This window comes from Peribacillus sp. NPDC096448 (assembly GCF_044762675.1).
Lineage (GTDB): Bacteria > Bacillota > Bacilli > Bacillales > DSM-1321 > Peribacillus > Peribacillus frigoritolerans_B.
In genome coordinates this window covers 123,766-148,810 of sequence record NZ_JBIWEU010000003.1, presented here as the reverse complement: position 1 = coordinate 148,810, position 25,045 = coordinate 123,766, and the positions used below count along the sequence as shown (strand labels likewise).

At 40.4% G+C, this 25,045-nt stretch carries 25 protein-coding genes and 1 other annotated feature; of the genes, 16 read left to right on the top strand and 9 right to left on the bottom strand.

Going from position 1 to position 25,045, the window contains the following annotated elements; all coding sequences use genetic code 11:
- Positions 1–74 precede the first annotated feature (74 nt).
- The 3 genes from ACIQ0C_RS06895 to ACIQ0C_RS06885 all read left to right on the top strand — a co-directional run bounded on the left by ACIQ0C_RS06895 (position 75) and on the right by ACIQ0C_RS06885 (position 2,851).
- Complete coding sequence (locus tag ACIQ0C_RS06895; protein ID WP_403059001.1) at positions 75–509, top strand: PH domain-containing protein; 435 nt, start codon at positions 75–77, stop codon at positions 507–509.
- On the top strand, positions 506–2,017 hold the full coding sequence (locus ACIQ0C_RS06890; RefSeq protein ID WP_403058427.1) for a PH domain-containing protein: 1,512 nt from the start codon (positions 506–508) through the stop codon (positions 2,015–2,017). The genes ACIQ0C_RS06895 and ACIQ0C_RS06890 overlap by 4 nt, the downstream gene beginning before the upstream one ends.
- Positions 2,018–2,290: 273 nt before the next feature.
- Positions 2,291–2,851: a peptidoglycan-binding domain-containing protein gene (locus ACIQ0C_RS06885; RefSeq protein ID WP_402838020.1), complete on the top strand. Its 561-nt coding sequence runs from the start codon at positions 2,291–2,293 to the stop codon at positions 2,849–2,851.
- 510 nt (positions 2,852–3,361) lie between these two features.
- Here ACIQ0C_RS06885 and ACIQ0C_RS06880 read toward each other — a convergent pair.
- Complete coding sequence (locus tag ACIQ0C_RS06880; RefSeq protein WP_403058424.1) at positions 3,362–3,808, bottom strand: hypothetical protein; 447 nt, start codon at positions 3,806–3,808, stop codon at positions 3,362–3,364.
- A 221-nt stretch (positions 3,809–4,029) separates the two neighbouring features.
- On the opposite strand from ACIQ0C_RS06880, the gene ACIQ0C_RS06875 reads away from it, so the two are divergent.
- Together ACIQ0C_RS06875 and ACIQ0C_RS06870 are read left to right on the top strand one after the other, a co-directional pair.
- A complete protein-coding gene (locus tag ACIQ0C_RS06875) occupies positions 4,030–5,457 on the top strand; it encodes a phospholipase D-like domain-containing protein (RefSeq protein ID WP_403058422.1) in 1,428 nt (475 codons plus the stop codon).
- Between the two features lie 113 nt (positions 5,458–5,570).
- Positions 5,571–6,422, top strand: a complete 852-nt coding sequence (locus ACIQ0C_RS06870; RefSeq protein WP_403058419.1) for an MBL fold metallo-hydrolase — start codon at positions 5,571–5,573, stop codon at positions 6,420–6,422.
- A 316-nt stretch (positions 6,423–6,738) separates the two neighbouring features.
- Here the strand turns inward: ACIQ0C_RS06870 and ACIQ0C_RS06865 are convergent, their stop codons facing one another.
- From ACIQ0C_RS06865 to kynU, 5 genes are all read right to left on the bottom strand, one after another.
- Positions 6,739–7,371: a LysE family translocator gene (locus ACIQ0C_RS06865; RefSeq protein WP_402838012.1), complete on the bottom strand. Its 633-nt coding sequence runs from the start codon at positions 7,369–7,371 to the stop codon at positions 6,739–6,741.
- A 147-nt stretch (positions 7,372–7,518) separates the two neighbouring features.
- Positions 7,519–8,145, bottom strand: a complete 627-nt coding sequence (kynB, locus tag ACIQ0C_RS06860; protein WP_403058416.1) for an arylformamidase — start codon at positions 8,143–8,145, stop codon at positions 7,519–7,521.
- A gap of 40 nt (positions 8,146–8,185) precedes the next feature.
- Positions 8,186–9,031: a tryptophan 2,3-dioxygenase gene (gene kynA, locus ACIQ0C_RS06855; RefSeq protein ID WP_402838468.1), complete on the bottom strand. Its 846-nt coding sequence runs from the start codon at positions 9,029–9,031 to the stop codon at positions 8,186–8,188.
- Between the two features lie 55 nt (positions 9,032–9,086).
- On the bottom strand, positions 9,087–10,508 hold the full coding sequence (locus ACIQ0C_RS06850; RefSeq protein ID WP_402838008.1) for an amino acid permease: 1,422 nt from the start codon (positions 10,506–10,508) through the stop codon (positions 9,087–9,089).
- 89 nt (positions 10,509–10,597) lie between these two features.
- Positions 10,598–11,875 carry a kynureninase gene (kynU, locus tag ACIQ0C_RS06845; RefSeq protein ID WP_403058413.1) on the bottom strand — a complete coding sequence of 426 codons (1,278 nt, stop codon included), beginning with the start codon at positions 11,873–11,875 and terminating at the stop codon, positions 10,598–10,600.
- Between the two features lie 175 nt (positions 11,876–12,050).
- On the opposite strand from kynU, the gene ACIQ0C_RS06840 reads away from it, so the two are divergent.
- The 7 genes from ACIQ0C_RS06840 to ACIQ0C_RS06810 all read left to right on the top strand — a co-directional run bounded on the left by ACIQ0C_RS06840 (position 12,051) and on the right by ACIQ0C_RS06810 (position 16,889).
- Entirely contained in the window at positions 12,051–12,665 is a 615-nt protein-coding gene (locus ACIQ0C_RS06840; RefSeq protein ID WP_034309584.1) for a TetR/AcrR family transcriptional regulator, read from the top strand.
- 240 nt (positions 12,666–12,905) lie between these two features.
- Positions 12,906–13,253, top strand: a complete 348-nt coding sequence (locus tag ACIQ0C_RS06835) for a lmo0954 family membrane protein (protein WP_063232490.1) — start codon at positions 12,906–12,908, stop codon at positions 13,251–13,253.
- A gap of 19 nt (positions 13,254–13,272) precedes the next feature.
- On the top strand, positions 13,273–13,908 hold the full coding sequence (locus tag ACIQ0C_RS06830; protein ID WP_034309579.1) for a PspA/IM30 family protein: 636 nt from the start codon (positions 13,273–13,275) through the stop codon (positions 13,906–13,908).
- A 157-nt stretch (positions 13,909–14,065) separates the two neighbouring features.
- Positions 14,066–14,812, top strand: a complete 747-nt coding sequence (liaF, locus tag ACIQ0C_RS06825) for a cell wall-active antibiotics response protein LiaF (protein WP_402838001.1) — start codon at positions 14,066–14,068, stop codon at positions 14,810–14,812.
- Entirely contained in the window at positions 14,809–15,855 is a 1,047-nt protein-coding gene (locus ACIQ0C_RS06820) for a sensor histidine kinase (RefSeq protein ID WP_403058408.1), read from the top strand. Before liaF ends, ACIQ0C_RS06820 begins: the two co-directional genes overlap by 4 nt.
- Positions 15,848–16,489, top strand: coding sequence for a response regulator transcription factor (locus ACIQ0C_RS06815; protein ID WP_053536075.1), 642 nt, complete (start codon positions 15,848–15,850; stop codon positions 16,487–16,489). Before ACIQ0C_RS06820 ends, ACIQ0C_RS06815 begins: the two co-directional genes overlap by 8 nt.
- 97 nt (positions 16,490–16,586) lie before the next feature.
- On the top strand, positions 16,587–16,889 hold the full coding sequence (locus ACIQ0C_RS06810) for a hypothetical protein (RefSeq protein WP_402837997.1): 303 nt from the start codon (positions 16,587–16,589) through the stop codon (positions 16,887–16,889).
- A gap of 60 nt (positions 16,890–16,949) precedes the next feature.
- Here ACIQ0C_RS06810 and ACIQ0C_RS06805 read toward each other — a convergent pair whose 3' ends face one another.
- Positions 16,950–18,113, bottom strand: a complete 1,164-nt coding sequence (locus ACIQ0C_RS06805) for an MFS transporter (protein WP_403058405.1) — start codon at positions 18,111–18,113, stop codon at positions 16,950–16,952.
- Positions 18,114–18,300: 187 nt separating this feature from the next.
- On the opposite strand from ACIQ0C_RS06805, the gene ACIQ0C_RS06800 reads away from it, so the two are divergent.
- Positions 18,301–18,528: a hypothetical protein gene (locus tag ACIQ0C_RS06800; RefSeq protein WP_403058402.1), complete on the top strand. Its 228-nt coding sequence runs from the start codon at positions 18,301–18,303 to the stop codon at positions 18,526–18,528.
- Between the two features lie 260 nt (positions 18,529–18,788).
- On the opposite strand, the gene ACIQ0C_RS06795 is transcribed toward ACIQ0C_RS06800, so the two are convergent.
- Complete coding sequence (locus ACIQ0C_RS06795; protein ID WP_403058399.1) at positions 18,789–19,169, bottom strand: hypothetical protein; 381 nt, start codon at positions 19,167–19,169, stop codon at positions 18,789–18,791.
- 343 nt (positions 19,170–19,512) lie between these two features.
- Positions 19,513–19,750, top strand: a binding site (T-box leader).
- A 59-nt stretch (positions 19,751–19,809) separates the two neighbouring features.
- Here ACIQ0C_RS06795 and ACIQ0C_RS06790 point away from each other — a divergent pair.
- From ACIQ0C_RS06790 to ACIQ0C_RS06780, 3 genes are all read left to right on the top strand, one after another.
- Positions 19,810–21,159 (top strand): amino acid permease, encoded by a 1,350-nt coding sequence (locus ACIQ0C_RS06790; protein WP_403058396.1) that lies wholly within the window; start codon positions 19,810–19,812, stop codon positions 21,157–21,159.
- A 226-nt stretch (positions 21,160–21,385) separates the two neighbouring features.
- The gene (locus tag ACIQ0C_RS06785; RefSeq protein ID WP_403058393.1) at positions 21,386–22,042 is read left to right on the top strand and encodes a phosphatase PAP2 family protein; all 657 of its coding nucleotides are present in this window, start codon (positions 21,386–21,388) and stop codon (positions 22,040–22,042) included.
- A 155-nt stretch (positions 22,043–22,197) separates the two neighbouring features.
- Entirely contained in the window at positions 22,198–23,400 is a 1,203-nt protein-coding gene (locus tag ACIQ0C_RS06780) for a hypothetical protein (protein WP_403058390.1), read from the top strand.
- 140 nt (positions 23,401–23,540) lie between these two features.
- On the opposite strand, the gene ACIQ0C_RS06775 is transcribed toward ACIQ0C_RS06780, so the two are convergent.
- Complete coding sequence (locus tag ACIQ0C_RS06775) at positions 23,541–24,929, bottom strand: L-cystine transporter (protein WP_402837984.1); 1,389 nt, start codon at positions 24,927–24,929, stop codon at positions 23,541–23,543.
- Positions 24,930–25,045 lie beyond the last annotated feature (116 nt).

Genomic DNA, 25,045 nt, shown 5'->3' with positions numbered 1-25,045 from the left:
CAGGCGGTGATTTTATTAATTCTATAATGAGCTTACCTCAAAAAAGATTATCCAAGGATGCGATAAAAGTGTGGATGTTAAGTGAAACGATTACGAATCTAATCGCATTCATCATTCTGGGAGTCTTACTATACCTAGATTATCGTTTTTCTTGGAAAGAGTGGATAGGTTGGATTCTGATTGGGATTACAGCTATCTCTGTGCTAGGTGCAGTCTGGTCATTGATCAGCCCTTTTCTAATTTATAAAAACTGGCGCTTTGATGTAGATGAAGAGTTTTTACAATTGAAATCAGGTGTACTGAATGAAGTGCATGAACTTGTCCCAATGACAAAAATTCAATCGGTTGCAACCAAACAAGGACCGTTACTTAGAAAGTATGGACTCTGTTCAGTTTCAATTGAAACGATGGGTTCCTCTCACTCGATACCAGCTCTACCAAAAGAGGTTGCTATCAAGTTAAGGAATCAGATTGCTCAATATGCAAAAATTAAGGAAGTGGGGCAATGATGACAGCAAAACGATACAATCCACTTCTTATGCTATTTAATTTCTGTAAATTAGTCAGGAATTCCATTTTCTTTGTCATTTATTTCTTTGTGATCAAAGCTGGTTCTGAATCCAGCTTCATCACATATGGCAGGGTTGTTTTTTTGATAGCTTTCGGATTAACACTTATTTCAATTATTTTAAAATGGTTCACCCATAGTTACGAACTTGATTATCGTTCCTTTCATCTATACAAAGGAATTTTCAGAAAATCCGAACGAACCATTCCTTTTTCTAAAATTCAAAACGTCAACCGTCATACGTCTTTATTCCATCGGATTTTTAAAGTGACTTCCGTCAATTTTGAAACAGGAATAGCAGGTGAAGATGCTGCTGTTAGATTCGAAGTCATTTCCCAAAAGGAAGCAGATCGAATGGAATCGCGTATGAAAAGTACTGTCCAGGAAGAATTGGCGACCATTCATGCTAGCGAATATAAAGATATTCTTTCTGTTGAAGAGGGAGTTAAAAAAGAAATCTCAAATCGGACCAATCATTATAAGCCGGCAAAAAAGGATATTATAAAAGCTTCCTTTACATCTCTTAGTTTTCTGGTTCTTATTCCTTTTTTTAGTTCTTTATATTTCAAAATCAATGAAATCTTTCATGTGGAAAATAAAGCAGAGGGAATTTTTGAAAAGCTAATAAGCTCTTGGTGGATGATGACGATCATCATCATTGTTTTCGTCATTGCTTCTATCACTTTCGGAATAGTGAGGACATTTTTAAAATATGGCAATTATCAAATTTCCTCCGACCATGATCGAATTTACATTACGAAAGGTCTAATCGATGAAACTGCCTTTTCTATAGCCAAAGAAAAAGTGCAGGCAATTGAAATTAAACAGTCCTTCATGAAACGGTTGCTCGGACTTGCAGAAGTGAAACTGACAAGTGCAGGTGGTTTGAGTACGGACGAAGATACACTTGAAATTAACTCACTCTATCCCTATCTACCTGTTAAACGGGCATATGAAATAGTCTCGGAAATTTTGCCATTTTATGAAATATCACATAAGATGACTCCCCTTCCGATAAAATCCTTTTGGGTGCGCATACTGTGGCCAAGCTGGCTGTGGATCATAGCAACAATTTTCTTATTTTATTTCAAGCCAACTGTTCTGGAAGTGGAGGAAGCTTGGTGGATTCTATCTGCTATCCTGTTAATTATTATTGTTGTTTTAAGGTTATTAGATTTCTTCAATACCTTCTGCATTTTAAATAATGACTTCATTCAATTCAAAACAGGGAGTTTCAACACATCTTTATTCGTGTCAAAACGAGATAAGATCATTGAAGTGAACGTAACCCGAAATATCATTCAAAAAATGCTCGGCCTTGCCTCCATTGGGACAATCAATCGGGCTAAACCGGTGCATCATGCTGGTATTGACCATGTATCTTTCGAGATGGCTGATTCTTTTTACAAATGGTATATGGAACGTAGAAATGAAATCAAAGTTGACTGAAAGGGTATAACATAAACATAGGACCAACATCAGGATAAGTGTTCGATCAGATCATGATTACTGTCAATATATATAAATAAAGCCTGTATGAGGACGGTGCATTGTCAATAATGGGATTCCTTTTCGGCGATATACTTCCTGTGGATAATATTTACCATTTTTTATAATTTAAGTAATAAAACACCAATAAAATAACTCCTTGCGTTATAATGAATGGGCTCCAAGGAAAGTGTCAGAAACCTGCAGGAGTGATCATATGAATGGAGGTTATATGTGTTGAAGAAAAAATTATTGGTCATGATTCCAACAGTTGCCTTGATGTTGGCCCCTTTAGGAACGGGTACTTCAATTACCCACGCAGCATCAAAGGGCAGTCAAACCCAGAAAATCGAAACGAAGGCGGAAACACGCCCGACCCTTAAGAAAGGCTCACGTTCGAGTTATGTAAGAGATTTACAGCAAAGCCTTAAAGATGTTAAATATCATGTAGGCGTTGATGGGATTTTCGGTACCCAAACACAAAATGTGGTAAGGGAGTTTCAAGTGGACCATAACTTAGCTTCGGATGGTATCGTCGGACCGCTGACATGGGCTGCTTTAGATGAAAATAAGGTGGAAAGAAGACAGTTCACGGAGAAAGACGCGATCGCGATAGGGAAGAAGAAGCTGGGTAACAACATCGTATTCAGCGGAGATGGCAGATTGGTGAAAGATGGCAAAGGAAAATCATATTACAACTATAAAGCAGCTAATAAAGATTGGATGGACGAAGGCGGCACAGGAACGATTGGGTGGTTCCACATTTATAAAGATGGCCGTGTAGTGGAACAATAAAGGGATATACATGCAAAGAATGTTCTCACTTTAATTGGGATTTTTTTTTGTAAAGCATGGATATAATAAGAAGACTAAATACATCCACTTTTGGCTATAAATAACAAGTAAATACAGATATAATAGTAAATGGACAGCAATTTGGTATAGTGGGCAGCGGTCACTCCTTTTCAGAAAGGGGGTGTCGCTGGTGATTTCTATTATGGACGGACTGATGCTAATGATTTCATTCGCCTCTTTAATCGTCGCAGTAATCGCGGTTACATTAAAAAAGTAACCCCCTCCATACCATCCGGCCAGATGTATGTAGGAAAAGGGTTACTTTCATGATCGAGTAGCAACTGACTTACCACAGAAAGCCGCTGCTCTTTATGCAGTTTGCTGTTCATTGAGACGCTGGTTTAACCAGTGTCTTTTTTTTATATTTATTATTATATCCTCATTTTACCTATACATTCAACTAAAAGAACTGGTTGGAATCTTGAATTAACGAAGCATTTAGTAAATCAATTAGATTTTCGTTAAATTCCTGCCGTTTTCCAGTTTGAATAATTTTATTCCTTTATAAGAAATAATCGAAGGAATCATGCAAAGCAAGGCCATCGGTAAACAATATAGAAGATAGAAATGCCCTCCGTTATCCAGCAAGGGAATGAAGGCTAAAGCAACAAAAAGTAAAGTGAAAAAAATGATCGTGAAAATCCCGAAAGATTGATGATAGAATGCATGAATTTCCCTTCTTCGTTCATCTTGGTTGGGTAAGGTCTTTGCGGCTTTGTGCGTTCGAAGGAATAGGTACAAGGAGAACATTAGAAATACAGCGGAAAATGGTAAAGCGACCGCAAATAATGAAACGTCAAGAATGGAAAGATAAAAGCTGGATAAAAAGAAAACCTCTGATACCCCTAATGTAAAACAATAATTGAAGATACTAATTCTATCAGGTTGTTTAAGCATGAAATCCCTCCTTCTATATCATATTATGCAACTGCTTTCATGTTCACCACTTTGTCACATTTAAAAGGAAAATAAATCCTCCGAGTTCCTCTCGGGATCAAGCAGATTGGCAAATGGCACCGCCCGCTACCTATTCGGATGTATCAAGACTGCAGATGTTGAATAGAGTCTTTGCATATTACGAATAGTAATAAAATATCGCTTAATGGGGGGAGTGCTCAATGACTGTAAAAACGGCAATTAAAGGATTTTTGCTTGTTCTTCTATTATATTTCCTTTATGTAGTCGTGACGGCGGTTGTTCTTTTCCCAAAAGCAGAAAAAGAAGAAAATAGGCCGATTAAACAGGTAAGTGAATATATGGGAGAGAAGGAAGCCACCGTGGATCGTGTCCTGCTTTTCGAAGACGGTTATGAGTCGGGACTCGCCAGAATGCGAATGATCCAGGAAGCCCAGCATTCAATCGATATCGCCTACTATGCTTTTGGAAAAGGTGAATCAACCGAGCTTTTTCTTGGAGCCTTGATCGATGCGGCTGACCGAGGTGTCAAAGTCCGAATCCTTCTGGATGGAATATCTCATGGACTCAGAGGTCAATTAAGCAGTGCCCGTTATGCATTGGCTTCGCATGAAAACATTGAATTAAGATATTACGAAACCTTTAAGCCATTTAAGCCGTGGACCTGGCATAATCGCCTTCATGACAAGATCATCACTGTAGATGGAAAGTTAGGCATCATCGGAGGGAGAAATATTGCCGATAAGTACCTAGCAAGCAAGCCGCCGAGGAATTTTGTCTATGACAGGGATGTACTCATTTTCAATGCTAAAGAGGAGAAAGATAGTGTAATCGTTGAAATGAAGGACTATTTGAATGAATTATGGACCCATCCGTATACGAGCGATGTATTTTCCGACCTGTCGAAAAGGCAAACGGAAAAAGGAAAACGTGAAAGAGAGGCATTAGCGAAAAAATACAGCAAAGCTTTGCGCACTGAAACCGATTTCGTGAACCCAGTCGTCGATTGGAATAAGGCTACAACACCTACTAAAAAAGTGTCCTTCATACATAATCCACTCGAACGGTTCAACAAATACCCTATTGTGTGGAGATCTTTATTGGATATTGCCGCGAACGCCAATCAATCGGTATACATCCAAAGCCCCTATATTGTCCCTGCGGATGCCTTGAAGGAATATGTACCGAAGCAATTGGATTCAAAGGCTGATTGGACCATACTTACCAACTCGGCGGCATCAACCCCGAATATGATCGCTTTTTCCGGTTACTTGGCTCTTAGGGATAGCGTCGTTGAGACAGGGGCAAGGCTTTATGAATATTCAAAGCCTTATTCGTTGCATGGTAAATCGGTTGTCTATGATCAACGATTAAGTGCAGTGGGTTCCTACAATTTGGATTCTCGATCTGCCTTTTTAAATACAGAATCGATGGTGGTCATCGATAGTGAAAGATTTGCAGCGCAGTTGATAGGTGCCATCGATTCAAAAATCACAAATAGTACACTCATTGCGGACAATAAAAAATATATACAACCGCCTGAAGATCGAATAAGGGAAGAGTCTTTTTTTAAAGCCACCTTTTTAAATGCCCTCTCGAAAATTACGGTATATTGGAATAGGTTCATTTGAAACATGACTAAAAAGACAGCAATCTCAGTGATTGTTGTCTTTTTAGCCTTTTGCGGAGATTACCTTATGAATACATGTGTAATTTGCTATACTTGAACAAAGGAGACAGAAACATGCAAACATTACAGCACCTATCGAAACATATTGTCTACCTGCCGCCAGTTCAGGAAACGGATCGCCCGGTTCTTGCCGCCGTGACGGGAAACAAGAAAACGCTCATCATCGATGCCGGTAACTCTGTCAGGCATGCACAGCTCTTTAAGGACGAATTGATTCGGAATGATATAAGCGGGAATTTCCTCGTTCTTACCCATTCGCACTGGGACCATGTATTCGGACTGGAGAATATCGGGATACCGGTGATTTGTCAGGAAAACACATACACGAACATTAAAGATATGCAGCAGCTTTCATGGGAAGATCAGGAACTTGATCAACGGGTCGAAGAAGGGACGGAGATTGCCTTTTGTGCCGATGCAATCAAATTGGAACATGGGACGAATAGAGAGATTTCCCTTCCCCTGCCCGATATCATCTTTGAAAAAACGATGACGATCGATCTTGGCAATGTAACCTGTGTCATCGAACATGTTGGCGGCGACCATGCCAAAGATTCCTGCATCATTTATGTACAGGAGGAAAAGACCTTATTTCTGGGAGACTGCCTTTATGCCAATCTTTATGCTGAAAAATGGAATTATACGGCTGATCAGGCTTTGCTGCTTCTTAAGAAAATTGAAGCCTATGATGCCGAAACATATATACTCTCCCATCATGATCAGCCTCGCACGAGACTGGAGATGGAGGCGGAGCTTAAGCTAATGAAAGAATGTGCCAGAGCGGTGGTCGAATATCGGGGAGACCGAGCTTTAATGGAGCAGGAATTGGCTAAAGAATTAAAGCGGGATTTAACTGAGGAAGAACTCGAAACGATTGGATTTTTCGTGAATGGGTATGTTGAGTGATCTTGAACTCTAATGAGCACAAATATAAAAGTTTGGGTGGGGTATGAGTTTGGTATTATAGGGCTCATCCCCAGTCCTATACAAAATCGATAATAAGCGTTAATGGTGCTGAAACTATAAGAACGTTATCGGGATATTTATGACCAATAATAAAGGAGGGGATGAAAAATATTTTCTCCTTGTATAAAAATCCAAATTATGGTTTTTTATTATAACGTATTTAAATCACTATAGCTGTACCAAAACCCCTATATACTACATAAAAACTGCACCTCCAATTGTTAGGTGTTTTTTAACAATCAGGGTGCATTTCAAATTAATTATGAGCTTTTTCCAAAGCTAGCTTTATCCCGAAACCAATCAAGACCGTCCCGGTTATCCCCTCGAATATCGCCTGGGTTCTAGGCTTTTTCATAAAAGCACTGATCTGGTTCAGCAGATAGATATAAAATACAAACCACAACGCAGTTAAAACGGTATACGTCATGCCCATGATCAGGAACGGTAAAAACGTATCATTTCCCGGATTCACGAACTGTGGCAGAAACGTTAAAAAGAAGACGGCCACTTTAGGGTTCAGCAGATTGGTAAGGAATCCTTGCTTAAAGCATGACTGGTTTTCATACTTACTTTTGACTGACGTTTCCGCCGCTGCGGCCACTTGCTTATTCCTTAATCCCCATAGGGTCTTGAAGCCTAGGTATACCAAGTAAACGGCACCGACATATTTGAAGATGGAAAATAATAAAGCGGATTTCACAATGATTGCTGAAAGTCCGAACACGGCAGCTGATGTATGAATAAGCAGGGCACAGCACGTGCCGAACATCGTTTTAAAACCTCCCGAAGTCCCCACGGTAACGGTGTTCCTTGTGGCTATTGCTGTATCTGGACCAGGTAAGATGATGAGAAGGATGCACATGATGATGAACACGTAAAAGTTTTCCATATTCGGACCTCCAATCTTAATGATGAATTCTGAAAATTATAACATATATGCACTTGGATTAGGGAGATAAATTTGATAGTTAATGTTTCAACAAAAAAACAAGCCAAATCAGTTTTTGATCTGGCTCGTTTTTTTGAAAAAATTTCGTTAGGGCAACTTTTTCAACACAGCACGTACCGGACTTCCATCTGCTTCAACTAAAGGAAGAGGGAGGGCTGCCAACTCATAATTACCCGGTACGATGCCGTCTAATACAAGTCCTTCCAAAATGTGAATGCCATGATCGGCAAGTTCATGGTGGGCGGACAGCTCTTTACTATCCAGTGGATCTACTGAAGGTAAATCAAGTCCAATAAGACGGACGCCGTGTTCTGTAAGATATGCCGCTAATTCTGGCTGGATATGAGGAATGGTTTGTGGAAACACACTTCGATCCTTCCATGCATCCGTGCGAATTAACAGACGGGTAACGCCTTGTAGATCTATATTGGAAAATTCATCAACTCCGATGCTTGTCTTGTTTGGTAAATGGATAACCCGGGCATTTCCCATATATAAATCGAGATCCAAATCAATCACTCTTTTTCCATCATCATCAAAATGAAAAGGTGCATCAATATGGGTACCGGTATGGATACTCATATTGATTTGACCTACATTGACAGATCCGCTTTCTTCTTTACTCCAATTGACTTTATAAGAGAAAGGTGTATCTCCAGGCCAGACTGCAACGTTATCATCCAGACGTTGTGAAATATCAATCCATGTCCCCATACATTTTACCTCCGTCTCTACTGGCTATTTCTTGAATATCTTAAAGCTTCGTTCTTAGACTCCATAGTTCTGGGAAAAAGTGTTGATCCAGTGCCCTTTTTAAATACGTTACACCTGATGATCCGCCAGTACCTTGCTTATTACCAATAATCCTTTCCACTGTGGTCATATGATTAAAACGCCATAATTGCTGTTGGTGGCCAATGTCCACTAACTTTTCGCCCAGCTCATATAAGTCCCAATATTGCTCAACATCGCGGTAAACTGTCAGCCATGCTTCTTCTACACTGGCATTTGGTTCATATCTTTGTGACCAATCCCTGCTGATGGCTTCTTGATCAATAGGTAATCCGCGCGCCACAAGAGCTTTGATCGCCGCGTCATAAATACTTGGCTCATGAAGGGCCTGCTGCATTTGCTCGTATAAATCCGTTTGGTGCTGATAGACTGAGAGCGTATGGACATTTTTGTTTCCTAATGCAAATTCAATCAAACGATTCTGATAAGATTGGAATCCGGAAGATTGTCCCAGTTTATCCCTGAACTCCATGTATTCAGCCGGCGTTAAAGTTGAAAGGACATTCCATGACTGGATCAATTGCTGCTGGATCCTCGAAACGCGAGACAGCATTTTAAACGAAGGTTCCAACTTGTTTTGGCGGATGGACTCAGTTGCTGCTGTCAACTCATGTAAAATGAGCTTCATCCATAGCTCACTTGCTTGATGGATAATGATAAATAGCATTTCATCATGATGATCGGAACATCTATGCTGACTGGTTAAAATCTTATCAAGGTGGAGGTAATCTCCGTAGGACATCGATTTTTGAAAGTCGGTTTGAATTTCTTTCTCTAGACCCGTTATCGTTTGTTCATTGTTATCCATATTCTTCATTCCGCAATCTCCTCACTTTTCGCAAAAAACTATTTATTCCGTCATTCTATTCTATCTTTTTTTCCAGAGATTCTTCCATTACATTATGGTTAATATTTCTTCTTTTCGAAACAAAATAAGTAACAGCTAAAAATAGTAACCAAGGAATCCCGAATTGAAGCATGATTTTGAAATCCGTAAACCATGACGTAATCATCAAACTGAATAGAAGAACGGCTCCTAGTATCGTTAAATAGGGGAAACCGATCATCCTTACCGGTAACTTGCGTCCGCCTGTTTTATCCCATTTCACCCTGAAGAACAAATGGGAAATGAAGATCATGAGCCATGTGAACATAGCACCGAACATGGAAATCCCCATCATGAATGCATAGGATGAACCGGGAAGTAACGCATGAACGCCTGCAGCGATGAAAATCCCCGTTGAAGAGACAGCAAGTGCTTTTGTAGGAACACCCCTTTTGTTTAACTTTCCTAAAAAGGTGGGTGCATGTTTTCCGCGTGCCAATGAAAACATCATCCGTGTTGAAGCATAGAGCTGAGCATTCATGGCAGATATGGCAGCCGTTAAAATAATAAAGTTCATGATCCCGGATGCACCTGGAATGTTCAAGATTTCCATCACTTTTACGAATGGACTTACCTCGATCCCAGCCGTTTTCCAAGGAACGATCATCAGCATGATGCCGATTGTCAGCACATAGAAAGTGGATAAACGGAACACGGTCGCTTTTAATGCTTTTGGGACAGCTGCATCCGGATCTTTTGCTTCCCCAGATGTAACCGCTATCAATTCAGTTCCAAGAAAGCTGAATAAAGAAATGAATACGGCTATCCACATCCCCTTCAAACCGAATGGGAAAAAACCGCCTTCATTCACGAAGTTTTCCGGTCCTATATGCGGCTGTTCGGATGAACCGAAAAGTACATAGGCTCCAAGAAGGATAAAACCAACAATGGCACTTATTTTAATAAAGGAGAACCAATACTCAAATGTCGCGAATGTATTCACGCTGGTAGCATTTACATAAATCAGGACACCTGCAAACAACAAAATCCATACGATTCCCGGCACGGTCGGAAACCAATAATTCATATATACGCTGACTGCACTTACTTCAACCCCAACTGCCAAAACATTGCCAATCCAATAAGAATAGCGGACAAGGTAGCCTGCCATAGGAGTCATGTACTTTTCCGCAATGGCCCCAAAAGATCCGGAAGTAGGGTGGGCAACCGTCATTTCGGCTAAACAGCCCATCAACAGTAAGACAATGAACGCCCCAAGAGCATAACTGAGCAATACACTTGGTCCTGCCGCTTGAATCGCAAGTCCGCTGCCAAGGAATAGCCCCGTCCCGATGGCACAGCCCATCGCGATCATGGAAAGCTGACTTGTTTTCAGCTCACGTTTTAATCCTTTTTCTGGCTCATCTTTAAAGTTCAATTGAGTATTGTTTTTCTCCATAGTTCATCTCCTTTTTATCAAATAAGATTTTATCCTGCCCTAATTAACTAACCATTCGAGGGGTGAACCCCATCTGGCGGAATTCCAGGTTATGCCACCACTTCACGCTCATTCTTGTATTTTTCATATTGTTTTTCTGACATGATCTTCTTGAGTATTTGTACAACTTCCCAAACTTCTGCGTAGGAAGTATATAGTGCAACCGGGGCGAGACGAATGATGTTAGGTGCTCGGAAATCTGGAATGACACCGTTCTCTTTCAATGCCTTGCATATCCGTGCAGCTTCTTTATGCTCGAGGCTTACATGACCTCCGCGGCGGATGTCTTCTCTAGGAGTTCCAATGAAAAATCCCATGTCTTTCAATTCGAATTCGACTAAATCCATTAAATATTGATTGATTTTCAGGGATTTTTCGCGAATATTCTCAATTCCAGCTTCTATAAAAATGTCCAAAGACCCAATCAAAGGTGCACAACTTAATACATGCGGAGTGCCAATTTGATACGCACCTGCTGATTCAGCTGGTGTTAAGGTATGTTCCATATCGAATTGTTTATCTTTTTTGGAGCCGAACCATCCAGCCAATCCAGGCATCGTTCCAAAATGTTTTCGATTTACATATAAACCGCCAACACCGCCAGGGCCGCCATTTAAATGTTTATAATTGCACCAATACGCAAAATCCACATCCCATTCGCTGAATGAATGCGGGATGGCACCGATGGAATGGCATCCGTCAAATCCGATTACAATTCCTCTTTTATGAGCTTCATCAGTCAATCGTTTCATATCCAGTATTTGACCGCTGCGATACAGGACCGTTGGCAAGATGATCAAAGCGATGTCATCGGTCATTGCTTCGATGATGTCATCCTCTTCAAGAAATCTGCCATCCCGGCTTTTCACGCGGATGAGATCGGTTTCCGGATCGTATCCATGTGTACGCAGCTGACTTTGAAGAGCATAAATATCAGTCGGAAAGGTTAATTCATCAGCCAAAATTTTTGTGCGCATTCCTTCAGGCTTATAAAAAGTGGCCACAAGCTGATGCAGATTTACAGTAGTGGAGCCGGTTACAATAACTTCCTCGGCAGAAGCTCCGACCAATTGGGACATCTTCGCGCCCAATTTCTCAGCCATGAAAAACCATGGGTGATTCCCTTGCGTCCACCCATCAATCCCATGCTCTTTCCAATCTTCCAAAGACTCCAGAAGAGTGCGTTCAGCCCTTTTCGAAAGAAGCCCCAATGAGTTTCCATCCATATAGATGGAATCCTGCTTTAAATAAAACTCTTCTCGAAAACCTTTAAGCGTATCATTCTCATCCATTTGTTTGGCGTGATCCAATGTATATTCAGAAACCATAATCATCCTCCTATATTAATTTTTTAAATAATTTTCTAGGAGAATCGTACCAAAGAATATGACATGGTGTCAATAAGTTAATTCAGAAAATTATAAACATTGGATCGAACATTCCAACAAATGTTTTTTATTTTATGGAAATCCTTTATCCTAGAAGATAAGGGGAGGAATAAGCATGGAGAATGGCAAAGTAGGGGATAAACGGCATTTACGCTCGATCATGACACGACAAAAGTTGTTGGAAGCTGCAAAGGAAATATTTCTTGAAGAAGGTTATCAAGCTGCGCTTATTTCCCAAATGATCAAAAGGGCAAACATCGGCTACGGAACGGCCTATGTTCATTTTAAAGGGAAAGAGGATCTGTTAATTGTATTAATGGAGAATGTAATGGAGCAATTCTATGAAATTGCCGAGACTTCTTTCTTTCCAAAATCAAAAGATGAAGCAAAACATATCATCAACAGACAAGCTAATGCTTTTTTGAAAATGGCAGAAGCTGAACGCAATATGATGCAAGTTTTCGAACAGGCCATTGGGATATCAACCATTATTTCAGATAAATGGAAAGCGATCCGCATGAAGTTCATTCAGCGAATTTCAAAGGACGTCGCCTATGCACAGCAAAATGGGCTGGCAAGAGCTGAACTAAACCATGAGCTTGTGGCAAGAGGATGGTTTTTCACAAATGAAATGTATCTGTGGGAAATCGTCCGAAACGAACATCAAAGTTCAGTCGAAGAAATTTCTCAAACCATCACTTCAGTTTACGTCGAAGGCTTATATGTGTAATGAGAATGGCAGCTCACAAATCTTCCGATTATATACAATCGGAAGATTTTTTTATTTCAAAACTCACGAGTAAAGCATCGGAATTCACGGGTAAACTGCTCAAACACTAATAAAACACCCTCACTAGCATCGGACTTACGGCGTCTACGCCTTAAGTCTTACTAGAAAATATAGCTAAGGCTCATTATACGAACTTGTAAAAGTAGATAAGATATAAACATAGAAAGGAGGACGAAAACAATGAAGAAATTTGGTTTATTTATTGTAGGGCTGATCGCGCTTTTCCTGTTACTGGCGAACGTGGGTCCATTGATCAGCCTGGCGATTTGCTTGGCGATCCTATACTTTGGATTCAAGCAGTTCATGAAGTCCGAATCGACAGGGGCGAAGATTGCGTGGGGATCAGTCTCCATTATCGTGCTGATCGTTTCTATTTCCCATATCCCGGCAATATTGGGACTGGTGGCAGCTTATGTTCTTTACCTGGTTTATAAAAAATGGAATGAAAATGATGAAAGTGCATCATCTAAAGAAAATGACCCATTCTCAAATTTTGAAAGAGAGTGGAAAGAGTTGAATAAGAACTAATAGAAGGGATGTAATTGGAATGGGTAATTTATTTTCAAGAATGAAACAAACGATTTCAGCTGATTTTCACGACTTGTTGGATAAAAAGGAGCAAAAAAATCCAATTGGGATGTTAAATCAATATTTGCGTCAATGTGAGCAGGAGACAGAAAAGGTAGGTAAGCTGCTTGAACGTCAATATCTTTTGAAAGAAGAGTTTACGCGTGAATATAATCAAGCGCAAAATCTAGCTGAAAAACGTAAGCATCAGGCTGAGATTGCCAAGCAGTCGGGAGAAACCGATTTAATGGAATTTGCTGTCAAGGAAAGCCTGCACTATGAAGAGCGGGCGCAAAGTTTGAAAGAGGCGCATAAAAGTGCAGAGGTTCAGTTGGCTGAACTTGAGCGGAAATATGAAGAAATGAAACATAAGCTGAAGGATATGCATCTAAAGCGGTTGGAACTGATGGGCAGGGAAAATATTGCCCGGGCAAACAACCGGATCAACCGGGTTTTGGACGGAGGCAGTTCCGAAGCCAAACCGGTAGCGATGTTTGAAGAAATGGAGCATTATATCGATCGCATCGAGCACCAGGTCCATACAGATTATAATCGGCATACGATCGATGCCAGGATTGTCCAGCTTGAAAAAGAATTGGAACAGAAAGAAGCGTAAAGGTTTTGTAAGGCATCGCTGTCATCCCCTGGCCTTTTGGAATGGAGGGCGGGGGAAAACAGGCTGTCGGAACGAGATAATTTCATGGTATTCTTAAAAGGCACGGGTTTCTGTGCCTTTTAAGAATATCATGATCATATACAGGGGAGGCGAACCGATGTTGAACAAGATGAAGACGGACTATATGGGATGGATACTTCTCATCGGAGTCGTCCTGCTTTTTTTAGAGATTTCATTTACGGGTGGAGGTCTCCTTTTTTCCATCGCTTTTTCAATAGGATGCATCTATTTAGGCAGGAAATTCACAAAACGGACAATCGGGAAAATCCTATTTTTTATAGGGCTGATTTCCCTTATCATCACCGTCTTGAATATGTTCGTCTTTAGATTTTTCCTAATGGCGATCCTCATTTATCTATTGCTTTTATATTATCAGTCCAAAAAGAATCCTGATTGGGTCAGTCCCATTATAACCAATGATGATTCGGACGAAGAACGGATCAATAAGGAGCCACTGCTGAAAACCGATTATCTATTTAAAAATAAGTTATTCGGTCATCAACAAACGGCCGAACATGTATATGAATGGAATTCCGTGAATGTTCAGGGCGGGGTCGGTGATACGGTTATCGATTTAAGCAAAACGATTCTACCGAAAGGCGACGCTGTCATTTCCATCAGGAATATCATTGGCAATATCACTGTGCTTGTACCGTATGGCATCGAAATCAGGGTCCATCATTCTGTCATCGCAGGCAGAGCGCGGATTTTTGAAAATAAGCTTGAATCCAGGGTCTTTAATCAAATTTATTCCTACCAAACGGAAGGGTTCAATGAAACGGATCACAAGGTTCATATCATCACTTCAATCTTAGTTGGCGATTTAGAGGTGAAGCGGATATGAGCATACTGACACGGCAGATATTGACTGCCCTTGGTGTTGCTTTCGTTCTTTCCCTTGCCTTGCCGGCGGCGGTTTTCTTCATCTTTCCTTTATCCGACTGGAGTTTATTGTGGGAGAAAGTGGTCATGGGATTACCCTTCGTCATATTCCTGCCAAGCCTGGTCATGACGGCAGGGCTGATTTATGGGGTCGTTTCGGGAATGTTTTGGAAGAGGCAGCTCGAAAGGGTGGATGAAGGACTGCATTTACTTGAACAGGGCCGCTTACCTTGGCAACAGGAAACGTATCCAGTCCAAGAGATGGCTAAAATGGCGGAACGGATGCAACTGATCCATAAGCAAATCAATGAGCAGACAAAACTATCGCAAAAAATGGCGAATGAAAAGGCCATTGATCAGGAGAAACAGATCCAGGAAATCGTTTCCCAGGAACGAAACCGTTTGGCGCGTGAGCTGCATGATTCGGTGAGCCAGCAATTGTTTGCAGCTTCGATGTTCATGTCGGCCATCACCGAATCACAATCCGATATGGAAAAAACGGAAATGAAACAATTCAAGGTAGTGGAAGAAATGATCCATCAATCCCAACTTGAGATGAGGGCGCTATTGCTTCACTTGAGGCCTGTTGCATTAAAGGGAAAATCTTTACATGAAGGAATGAAGGAGCTTCTTTTGGAATTGGCCCAAAAAGTGACGATGGATATAAATTGGAAGATGGAGCCTGTCACTCTGGATAAGGGGATTGAGGACCATCTGTTTCGGATTTTACAAGAATCGATTTCCAATACACTGAGACATGCAAAAGCGAATTCACTTGAAGTGCTATTGATCGTTCGTGATGGGATGATCATTCTACGAATAACGGATGACGGCATCGGTTTTAACGTCGAGGAGTCGAAAACGGGATCATATGGTCTGCAAAACATGCATGAACGGGCTGTTGAATTAGGCGGGACGATGCAAATTGTAAGCGTTCCGAATAAAGGAACGAAACTTGAAGTGAAAATCCCATTATTAAATGCTGGAGGTGATCATGATGATTAAAGTATTATTTGTTGATGACCATGAAATGGTAAGGATAGGGGTATCGGCTTATTTATCCGCACAGTCGGATATCGAAGTGATCGGGGAAGCGGACAATGGCTTGAAAGCTGTCGAACTGGCAATGGAATTGCGTCCGGATATCATTTTGATGGATTTGGTGATGCCGGAAATGGATGGCATAGAAGCGACGAAACGAATTATTGAAAAATGGCCAGAAGCAAAAATCATCATTGTGACAAGCTTCCTGGATGATGAAAAAGTGTACCCGGCATTGGAAGCGGGAGCGACGAGCTATATGTTGAAAACATCAAAGGCCAGCGAGATTGCGAGAGCCGTCCGTTCCACTTTCCAGGGGCAAAGCGTACTTGAACCTGAAGTGACGGGAAAAATGATGGAAAAGCTGCGTCGCCCGAAAATCACCCAGCTTCATGATCAATTGACAAACCGTGAAATGGAAATTTTGCTGCTGATGACACAAGGGAAAACGAATCAGGAAATTGCCGATGAACTATACATAGCCCTGAAAACAGCCAAAGTGCATGTCAGCAATATATTAAGTAAGCTTGCCGTGCAGGACCGCACGCAAGCAGTGATTTACGCATTTAAGCATTCGCTCGTTCAAGAAGAAGAGTAAAGAGTGTCTATTTACCAAAATACGGAAGTTCATTATATTTAGGTAATTATTCCGTTGCCAGTGGGAAATAACCAGCTGAAAAGCAGAAAGCGGGTGAATGGTGTTCAGGGTCCTTTTAGAATTACTGCGTATCGTCACCATTATTTTCGTTATTGGAATGATAATGGGGTTCATCATTAATTCAATCTATGCGATTTTTGGAATAACCGTAGAGAATACCACGGGCGGATGGATTGTTGGTATGGCAATTTTTCCATTACTTTATGTACTCTATAAAAACCGGCTTCAATTTTCAGGGTTCTATAAAAATGGCAAACAAGTAAAACTCTCAAACAGGACAACGACAATCTTGGTTTGCTTCTCCGTGCTAATGTTGACGGTTGCCCCTTTATTTCGCTAACAGAATGCAAAAAGAGCATGTTTTAATCAAAACATGCTCTTTTTTATACCGTTTTTTAGATTATACAGCTTCCTCTGCGGTATCGAGCCTCTTTCCGTATATCCGATAAAGAACCAAAGCGAATACCATTCCTATAAAGGAGATGGAGGAAATGAACAAGTAAAGGGCCTTCCCGCCATATGCTCCATATATGGCCCCGCCTATATAAGAAGCAATGATTCCCGAAACCCCGAAGAATAGCAGCGCCAGTACGGTCTGGCCTGTTGCACGCCATTCCACCGGAACAATCCGATACAGATATTGGATGGCCGCCGAGTAGAAAATCGGGAAAGTCAATAGCTGCATGACTTGCACATAAGCTAATAGCTGAGGATCGGTAATCCACGCAGAGACGAAATAACGGATAAAGAAAAACGCTGCTGCAAACGAAATGATGATGATTTCCTTGCCTTTGCGCAGCCACCAGAAGCTTAGGGCGAATACAACGATTTCACTTCCCGCAGCTAAGAACCAGGTCAAGCCTACAAGCTTGGCACTTCCTCCAAGTTCCCGGATATACACTCCAAGGAAGGTATCGTTCATCCTTGCTGGAACGGCACAGATAAAGACCAATAACAGAAAGAGAAGCGTCTCTTTATTGCTGAAAAAATGCTTAAGACTGCTTAAGGTGACAGGTTTCCCTGAAACGGGTGCATCAGGCATCATCCAGCTGACAATGAAACTGATCAAACCTATGCCTGCAAAAAGGAACGCAAGGCTGTTCGCTCCGAAATATGACATAACATAGCCGGTGATCAACGATATGACCGCATAACCCAATGCACCATATGTCCGGATGGAGCCGTAGCTGATCCCGGATTTCTCTGCCATTGTAAAATTGAGGCTTTCCGTCAGGGGATCGATCGGCATCAAAAAGAAATATAGCAGCATGGCAAACAGGATAAGCTGAAGATAACTGCTTGAATCATAGAGGAAATAACCGATTACGCTCGAGAAAAAGATGAGTAACAACAGGACTTTTCGTATAGTCCTTGTTTTGTCGCTGATCATTCCCCATAAAGGCTGGGTGATGAGGGTGACAAAACCGCCTGTACCGACGATGAATCCGATTTGGGCTGGACGCAAACCTTGATCAGCCAGATAGACTGGTAGGAACGGAATGAAAATGGCAAGCAGTCCAAAATATAAAAAGTTAAAACTCTTTAATAAACGTATTGCTTTCATGAAAAATATGATACCTCACGTGTTCTATGGATTGGTTGAATTCAGACCTTGTTATTGTATCACTGATGACAGAATTTGAAAAAATAGTTTTAAAATAGATTTAGTTTCAAGGTTAAATCTCACTTTTTAAAAATGGATTAAAATGATAGAATTAACACTTATTGCTAATTGTAGAGGGTGGTATTTAATGGATCAAGACACAAAAGTGATTCAAGAGTTGCAGGAATTGAAGCAAAAAGTCGGTCATCTTGAAGACTTATTAACGCAGCAGCAAAAGGGAAAAGCAGGACCATTTCGAATCTTCCTGGACGCAGTAGTTTCATTGCTATTTGGATTAATTGTTGTAGGACCGGTTATAGTGATTGCCGTTGGGGTTCTGATGGTGGCCGCTTCATGGTTAGGGATGGAGTTTTAAACGTTTAGGGGAGTCTGGGCTTTTATGAATCTATTGATTTGATTAGGTAAACGGGAGTTAGTGTTCGGTTATTATAAAACGGAAGGGCTGGATGAATTTGTGACCCAGAGAAATTTGTGCTAATTAGAACGGTGTCATTAGTTGTTATTGCGGGAAGCCTTTTCGTCATTGCCTATACGTTGGCTACTTATTTCAGATGTTAGCTGCGCTTGTAAACAAAGGAAATTAATTGGCCTAGAGGGGCGAATGCGCCCTCCTCTTTATTTACTTTGCTCTAAAGTAAAGCTTTCTTCATTACCATCCCAATTAATTGTAATATGTATAGGGAAACTTTCATTAGTTACTGAACAGCCGCTACATGCAGTTGGAATTTCAATGGTTGGTCCTTCAATGTTTGTTTCATTCTGCTTAGTTTCACCATCATTAATTGAAATCTCCAAAGTCTTGAAAAATACATCCCTATCAACATTTTTATATTTAAAAGTATAGGTTCCATTTTCCGAATCTTCGGTAGCGGTTGCAACATACTCTCCTGTCCAATGATCGCTCTCCCCAGAAAGTTTCATGTATTTATCACCGTTACTACACCCAACCAAAACAGATAATAAAAAAATCATAATCATTAACGTTTTTTTCATCATGTCCTCCAAACAGATAGTAAGTTATTCGTTCGGTTCATTTTCTTCATATAAATACTATAACAGTAAATATATGGTTAAACAAAGGGGCAACTGAGGATAGAGTGGAAGGTCACGGTTTTGCCTTTCCATCCAGTGAGGCACATTGGGGTGGCAGAATTAAACGGAAGAAAATAATTACTAAGGTAGAAATGATATATAGTATTTTACAATTTTCGTTATATTGGCTCAACAAGATTTCCCATGATTTGTTGCTTGGAAAATATTATCCTAAGAAAGTTATTGACAAATTTGCTTTGAGTCCGTATAGTATGGGATATTATTAAAAATATTCAGATATAATTTTCGAAACGCAATGAACAGGAGTAGTAAAAGCTCATTATTCGGTGAAGAGAGCTGCGGGTTGGTGCAACGCAGTCCAATGATACTTTGAACTTGCCTGGGAGTGGTGAAGCGAAAGATAGGAATGATTCCATTCTTTTGTTTTAACGATTGACCTTCGTTACAAGGTTTTTAAAGCAGGGTTCTAAAAAAGAGCCAATAAGAGTGGTACCGCGGTAAGCTTAAGGCATATCGTCTCTTTCTTCATTTGATTATGAAGGAAGAGACGATATGCTTTTTTTGATTTTTGGGAGGTAAGGATATGGAAACAGACAAACGGAATTTACAGAGGACAATGACTTCAAGGCATATTACGATGATGGCATTAGGCGGTGCCATCGGGGCAGGTTTATTTAAAGGAAGTAGTTCAGCCATTGATATGGCAGGCCCTTCCGTAATCATTGCGTACTTGATAGGAGGCATCATCCTATTATTCATCATGCAAGGTTTAGCTGAAATGGCGGTCCGCAATAGCGGTGCACGAACATTCAGGGATTTGGTCCAATCGATCTTAGGAAAGTATCCTGCCTATTTCCTGGATTGGATTTATTGGAAAATGTGGGTATTGAATATCGCGGCCGAATCAGTGGTTGCGGCGATTTTCATTCAATATTGGCTGCCCGGATATCCAATCTGGATCCTGGCATTAGCTGTTTCGGTTTTAGTTACTGCGGTTAACTTGCTGTCGGTAAAGGTCTTTGCTGAAACGGAGTACTGGCTTGCTTTAATTAAAATTACGGTCATCATTGTGTTCATCATGGCTGGATTATTGTTGCTGCTCGTTACTTTTGGTGATCATGCAGCCGTCGGTTTTTCTAACTTGACCGAGCATGGCGGTTTCTTTCCGAATGGATCGACAGGTTTGATCACGGCGATGCTGGTGGTAATCTATTCATATGGCGGTACGGAAATCATCGGGGTCACATTAGCTGAAACGAAAAATCCTGAAAAAGTGGTTCCAAAAGCCGTTCGCAGTACATTGGTCAGGATCATTTCTTTCTATATCATCCCTTTTTTCATCATCGTTAGCTTAATTCCTTGGAACGAAGTAAACGGGGTGAAGGAAAGTCCGTTTGTAATGGTCTTTCAAATGATCGGGATTCCAGGAGCCGACCATATTATGAACGCCGTTGTTCTATTAGCGATCATTTCATCGATGAACTCCGGGTTGTATGGTTCATCGCGTGTTCTGTATACTCAAGCCGTGGATGGTCGCATCCCGAAAATCTTTTCCCGTTTATCCAAGAAGAAAGTACCTGTTCCCGCAATTTTAATGTGTACATCCGCTTTATATGGCGGTGTACTGATTTCCTTATTTGTTGGAAGCAAGACCTTCGATTTCCTAATGGGTTCGCTGGGATATACCGTATTATTCATCTGGTTGATCATTGCTTTCGCCCATTTGAAATCACGTAAACAACAGTCCGGAAAAACAAGTGCCTATTCGGTAAAATGGTTCCCGTATACGACTTGGGCTGCGATCATCGCTTTAATAACGATCCTGATCGGAATCATTTTCACGACATCCATAATCGTTACGATCATTACACTTTGCATCTACATCTTCATTTCCTTAACGTTTGTATGGAAAAAACGCCATAACAAAATCTAGAGAAGGCGGAAATATCACTTTTGCCTTCTCGCATATAGTTTCAATTCAAGCCGTGGTATATGCCATGGCTTTCGTTATGTATTCTTAGTCTGATGAAAAGTAAGAGATATCCATTTTACTAGTTCATGGGAATCATTAACTTTAACAATTAAAGAGTTAATCTAGTGAAAAATGGTGTATAATAATCTTTGGAAAAAAACCAATATATTGAAAGTCGGAGCGAGCTATGAAAAACAATTCCATACTATCCTTTCACCCGTTATATTATTTATTACTATTGGTGATTACTAGTTCCATCTATTCAATCATCAATCAATCTCCAGGTCATGCTGTCGATGTTACGACTATAATAGATGGGGAGATTCCCTTTATTAAGGAATTTGCCGTTCCTTATTTACTTTGGTATCCGTATATTTATGGATTGCTGATTTACTATTGTTATGTTGACCGAAAGCACTATTTCGTAGGATTAGGCAGTTTGATATCAGGGAAACTTCTATGTTTTCTTGTATATTGCCTTTGGCAAACGACAGTTCCGCGTCCAGAAGTGGTGGGTAACGATATCTTTGCCCAGTTAATGCGATTCATCTATAGTCATGATCAACCAGTCAACTGTCTTCCCAGCATTCATGTACTGACCACATTCATCATGATGATCGTCGCCCATAAGCGGAAAGAAGAGCACAAATGGGAGTATGCCAGTGTCACTGCATTCGGAACACTGATCATCCTCTCCACACTATTTACAAAGCAGCATGCTGTATTGGATGTACTTGCAGGAATACTCCTTGCATGTGGGGTATATGCAGCCGTCCAGTATACGTTCCATGCGCTATCGGGTTTTCAGGCCAATCATTACGCAGCAAGGCAAATTAAAAAGTGACCACATGTAAAAAAGCCACCGTAAGAATATTCGCTCCAATGAGCTGATATGTTACTGTGGCTTTTGTTTTTCTGTTAAAAATTGGATATTCATGTTAAATTATTGTATGGTATTATGTTTTTAATCGAATTGAAACAGTGGAGGGGAGGAAAAGAATGCCTCATCATCTTGATCGAATTGCTGAAGACTTGGTTAAAGCAAAGTTGGAAAATTATTGGCCGGGTTTTGAACTTGTTGCATATGCATTATATGATAAGAGCAATGTTTATCTATTCAATCATCCTAAATTCAGTAACAATCCACCATGTACATATCATATTTTAAAGTGGGATGTCCAGTTTACTGCTGACACAATCATTATGTATGAAGAATATCCCACTGCAATTGTTAATATGGATTGCTATGAGGAATATGAAGATTTATATTCATTGCTCGTTCATGAATTATTTCACGGCTATCAATATATAAAGGAGGAAAAACGGTTTCCCGATGAAATGATGGGAATCACATATCCTTTGTCAAAAGAAAATGTGGAATTACGAAATCAGGAACGAACAAACCTTTATCGTGCGTTGTTGGAAAATAACCTAATAAAGAAGAAACAATACCTTAATGCTTTCATTTGCCTAAGGGAAAAAAGAGCAGGTAAGATTGAAGAGTACCAAACATATGAAAAATTGATTGAAACCATTGAGGGACCTGCGTGGTATGTCGAATTGAGGGCTTACTCGGAAAAAAGCCCGCTTGATTACCATTCAGTTTTAAAAAAGTATGCACAACAACTAATAAACAAATATGAATCTACTTCCAGTATTAGAAGAAGTTGTTATAGTTCCGGTTTGTTTATGTGTTTGTTACTAGAGGAGCTTTCACCAGGCTGGATGGAAAGTTTTTTTGATAAAGGAGATACATTATATGACCTATTAAAACAGCAGTCCTGTGACTATATGGAATATTCAATGGCGGATGTGGAAATAAGTCCTGAAACAGAGGAAGTCATTAATTTTGCTAAAGAAAAGAGAATTAAAGCATTTGAAGAGTTTAATAAAAAAGCAGGAATTCATCTATATATTGAAGGGGAAATAACTGCTGTATCCTTTGACCCGATGAATATCATCCCATTAGAAGATAGACTTTTACATAAGAGCTTTATAAAAGTAAGAATGAACAATCAAGATTTTCTTATTCAACAACAGGTTATTGCCCATGTAGATGATGGAATTCGAAAGATAAATAAAATACACCTTATATTAGAGAATGAACCCATTGAAAACATTGATTCGCTTACAATTAATGGTGTTGGAGAAATAAAGGGAAGATATAAGAAACAAGAAAATATCTTGCATGTACTTATATAAAATGAATTTTATCTTAACTTGGGTTACAATCATCATTCCCATATAACTTTTTGCACCAAGAATTTTGCCAGAATTGAATGTACAGCCTATGTAAAAAAACATCGAACTTCCCATGACAGGAAGTCCGATGCTTTTTTCTTTTACATTTCAGCTTCAATTTTCAAAGATGATTCTTCGCTGAACTGTTCTTTATCAAGGTCGCCCGTTATTTTACTAGTTAGAATACCGGAAGTCATGCTTCCGCTGACATTTACAGCCGTTCTTCCCATATCGATCAATGGCTCGACGGAAATCAACAGTCCGGCCAAGGCGATTGGCAAGTTCATTGCAGATAATACGAGGATGGCAGCGAATGTTGCTCCTCCACCTACACCCGCAACCCCGAAAGAGCTAATGGCCACGATGGCAATCAACATGGCGATAAAGGAAGGATCTAGTGGGTTGATTCCAACCGTTGGAGCGATCATGACCGCTAACATGGCCGGATAGATTCCGGCACAGCCATTTTGACCGATCGACAAGCCGAAGGATCCGGCAAAGTTGGCAATACCCTCGGATACGCCTAGTTGTTTCTGTGTCTGGATGTTCAATGGCAGAGCTCCTGCACTTGTTCTTGAAGTGAAGGCAAACGATAATACCGGGAAAGCTTTTCTCAAATACACGATTGGATTCAATCCTGCAAGCGTCAGCAACAATAAATGGATGAGGAACATGACAATCAGGGCGACATAAGAGGCACCTACGAATTTCCCCAATTTCAGGATGGCATCCAAATCACTCGTTGCTACAGTCTTCGTCATGATCGCCAAGATCCCGTATGGTGTTAAACGCAGGATCAAGGTTACTACGCGCATGATGATGCTGTGCAATGTATCTACTATTTTAGCAAAAAATTCAGCATGTTCAGGCTGTTTCCTTTTGACCCCTAAATAGGCAATCCCAAGAAATGCAGCAAAAATTACAACGGAAATGGTTGATGTCGGACGTGCTCCCGTTAAATCAAGGAACGGATTGGACGGAATCAACTCAAGGATTTGCTGCGGCATCGTTTTATCCTGAATCGTACCGTATGTTTCCGATATTTGATCCCCGCGGCTTAACTCCGCTTCCCCTTGCTCAATTTGAACGGCTTCCAAATTGAATACAGTTGCCGAAGTGATCCCGACAGCTGCTGCAATCGCAGTCGTTCCAAGCAGGATTCCGATGATCAGGACACTGATCTTTCCAATATTGCTAGTCAGTTTCAATCTTGTGAATGCCGATAAGATTGAAATGAAGACAAGCGGCATGACGATCATTTGCAGGAACTTGACATAGCCGGAACCTACAATGTTAAACCAATCGACCGATTTAACGATCGCTTCTGACTGAGGTTCATAGAAATACTGCAAAAGAAGTCCGAATACAATCCCTAAACCAAGTCCAGTAAAGACCCTTTTTGTAAAGGAAATATGCTTCTTATTCATGTAAAATAAAACGCCTAAAAGAACGAGCATTATGGCAAGATTTAAAAACACATAACCAATCATATATATTCCTCCTAATTCCGATTAACCAAATGAGAATAATGAATATCTGATGACTATGATACATCATCCGTTGATTTTTTACCAGAAGAAAATAATTTATTTTTGACTTTTCAAGT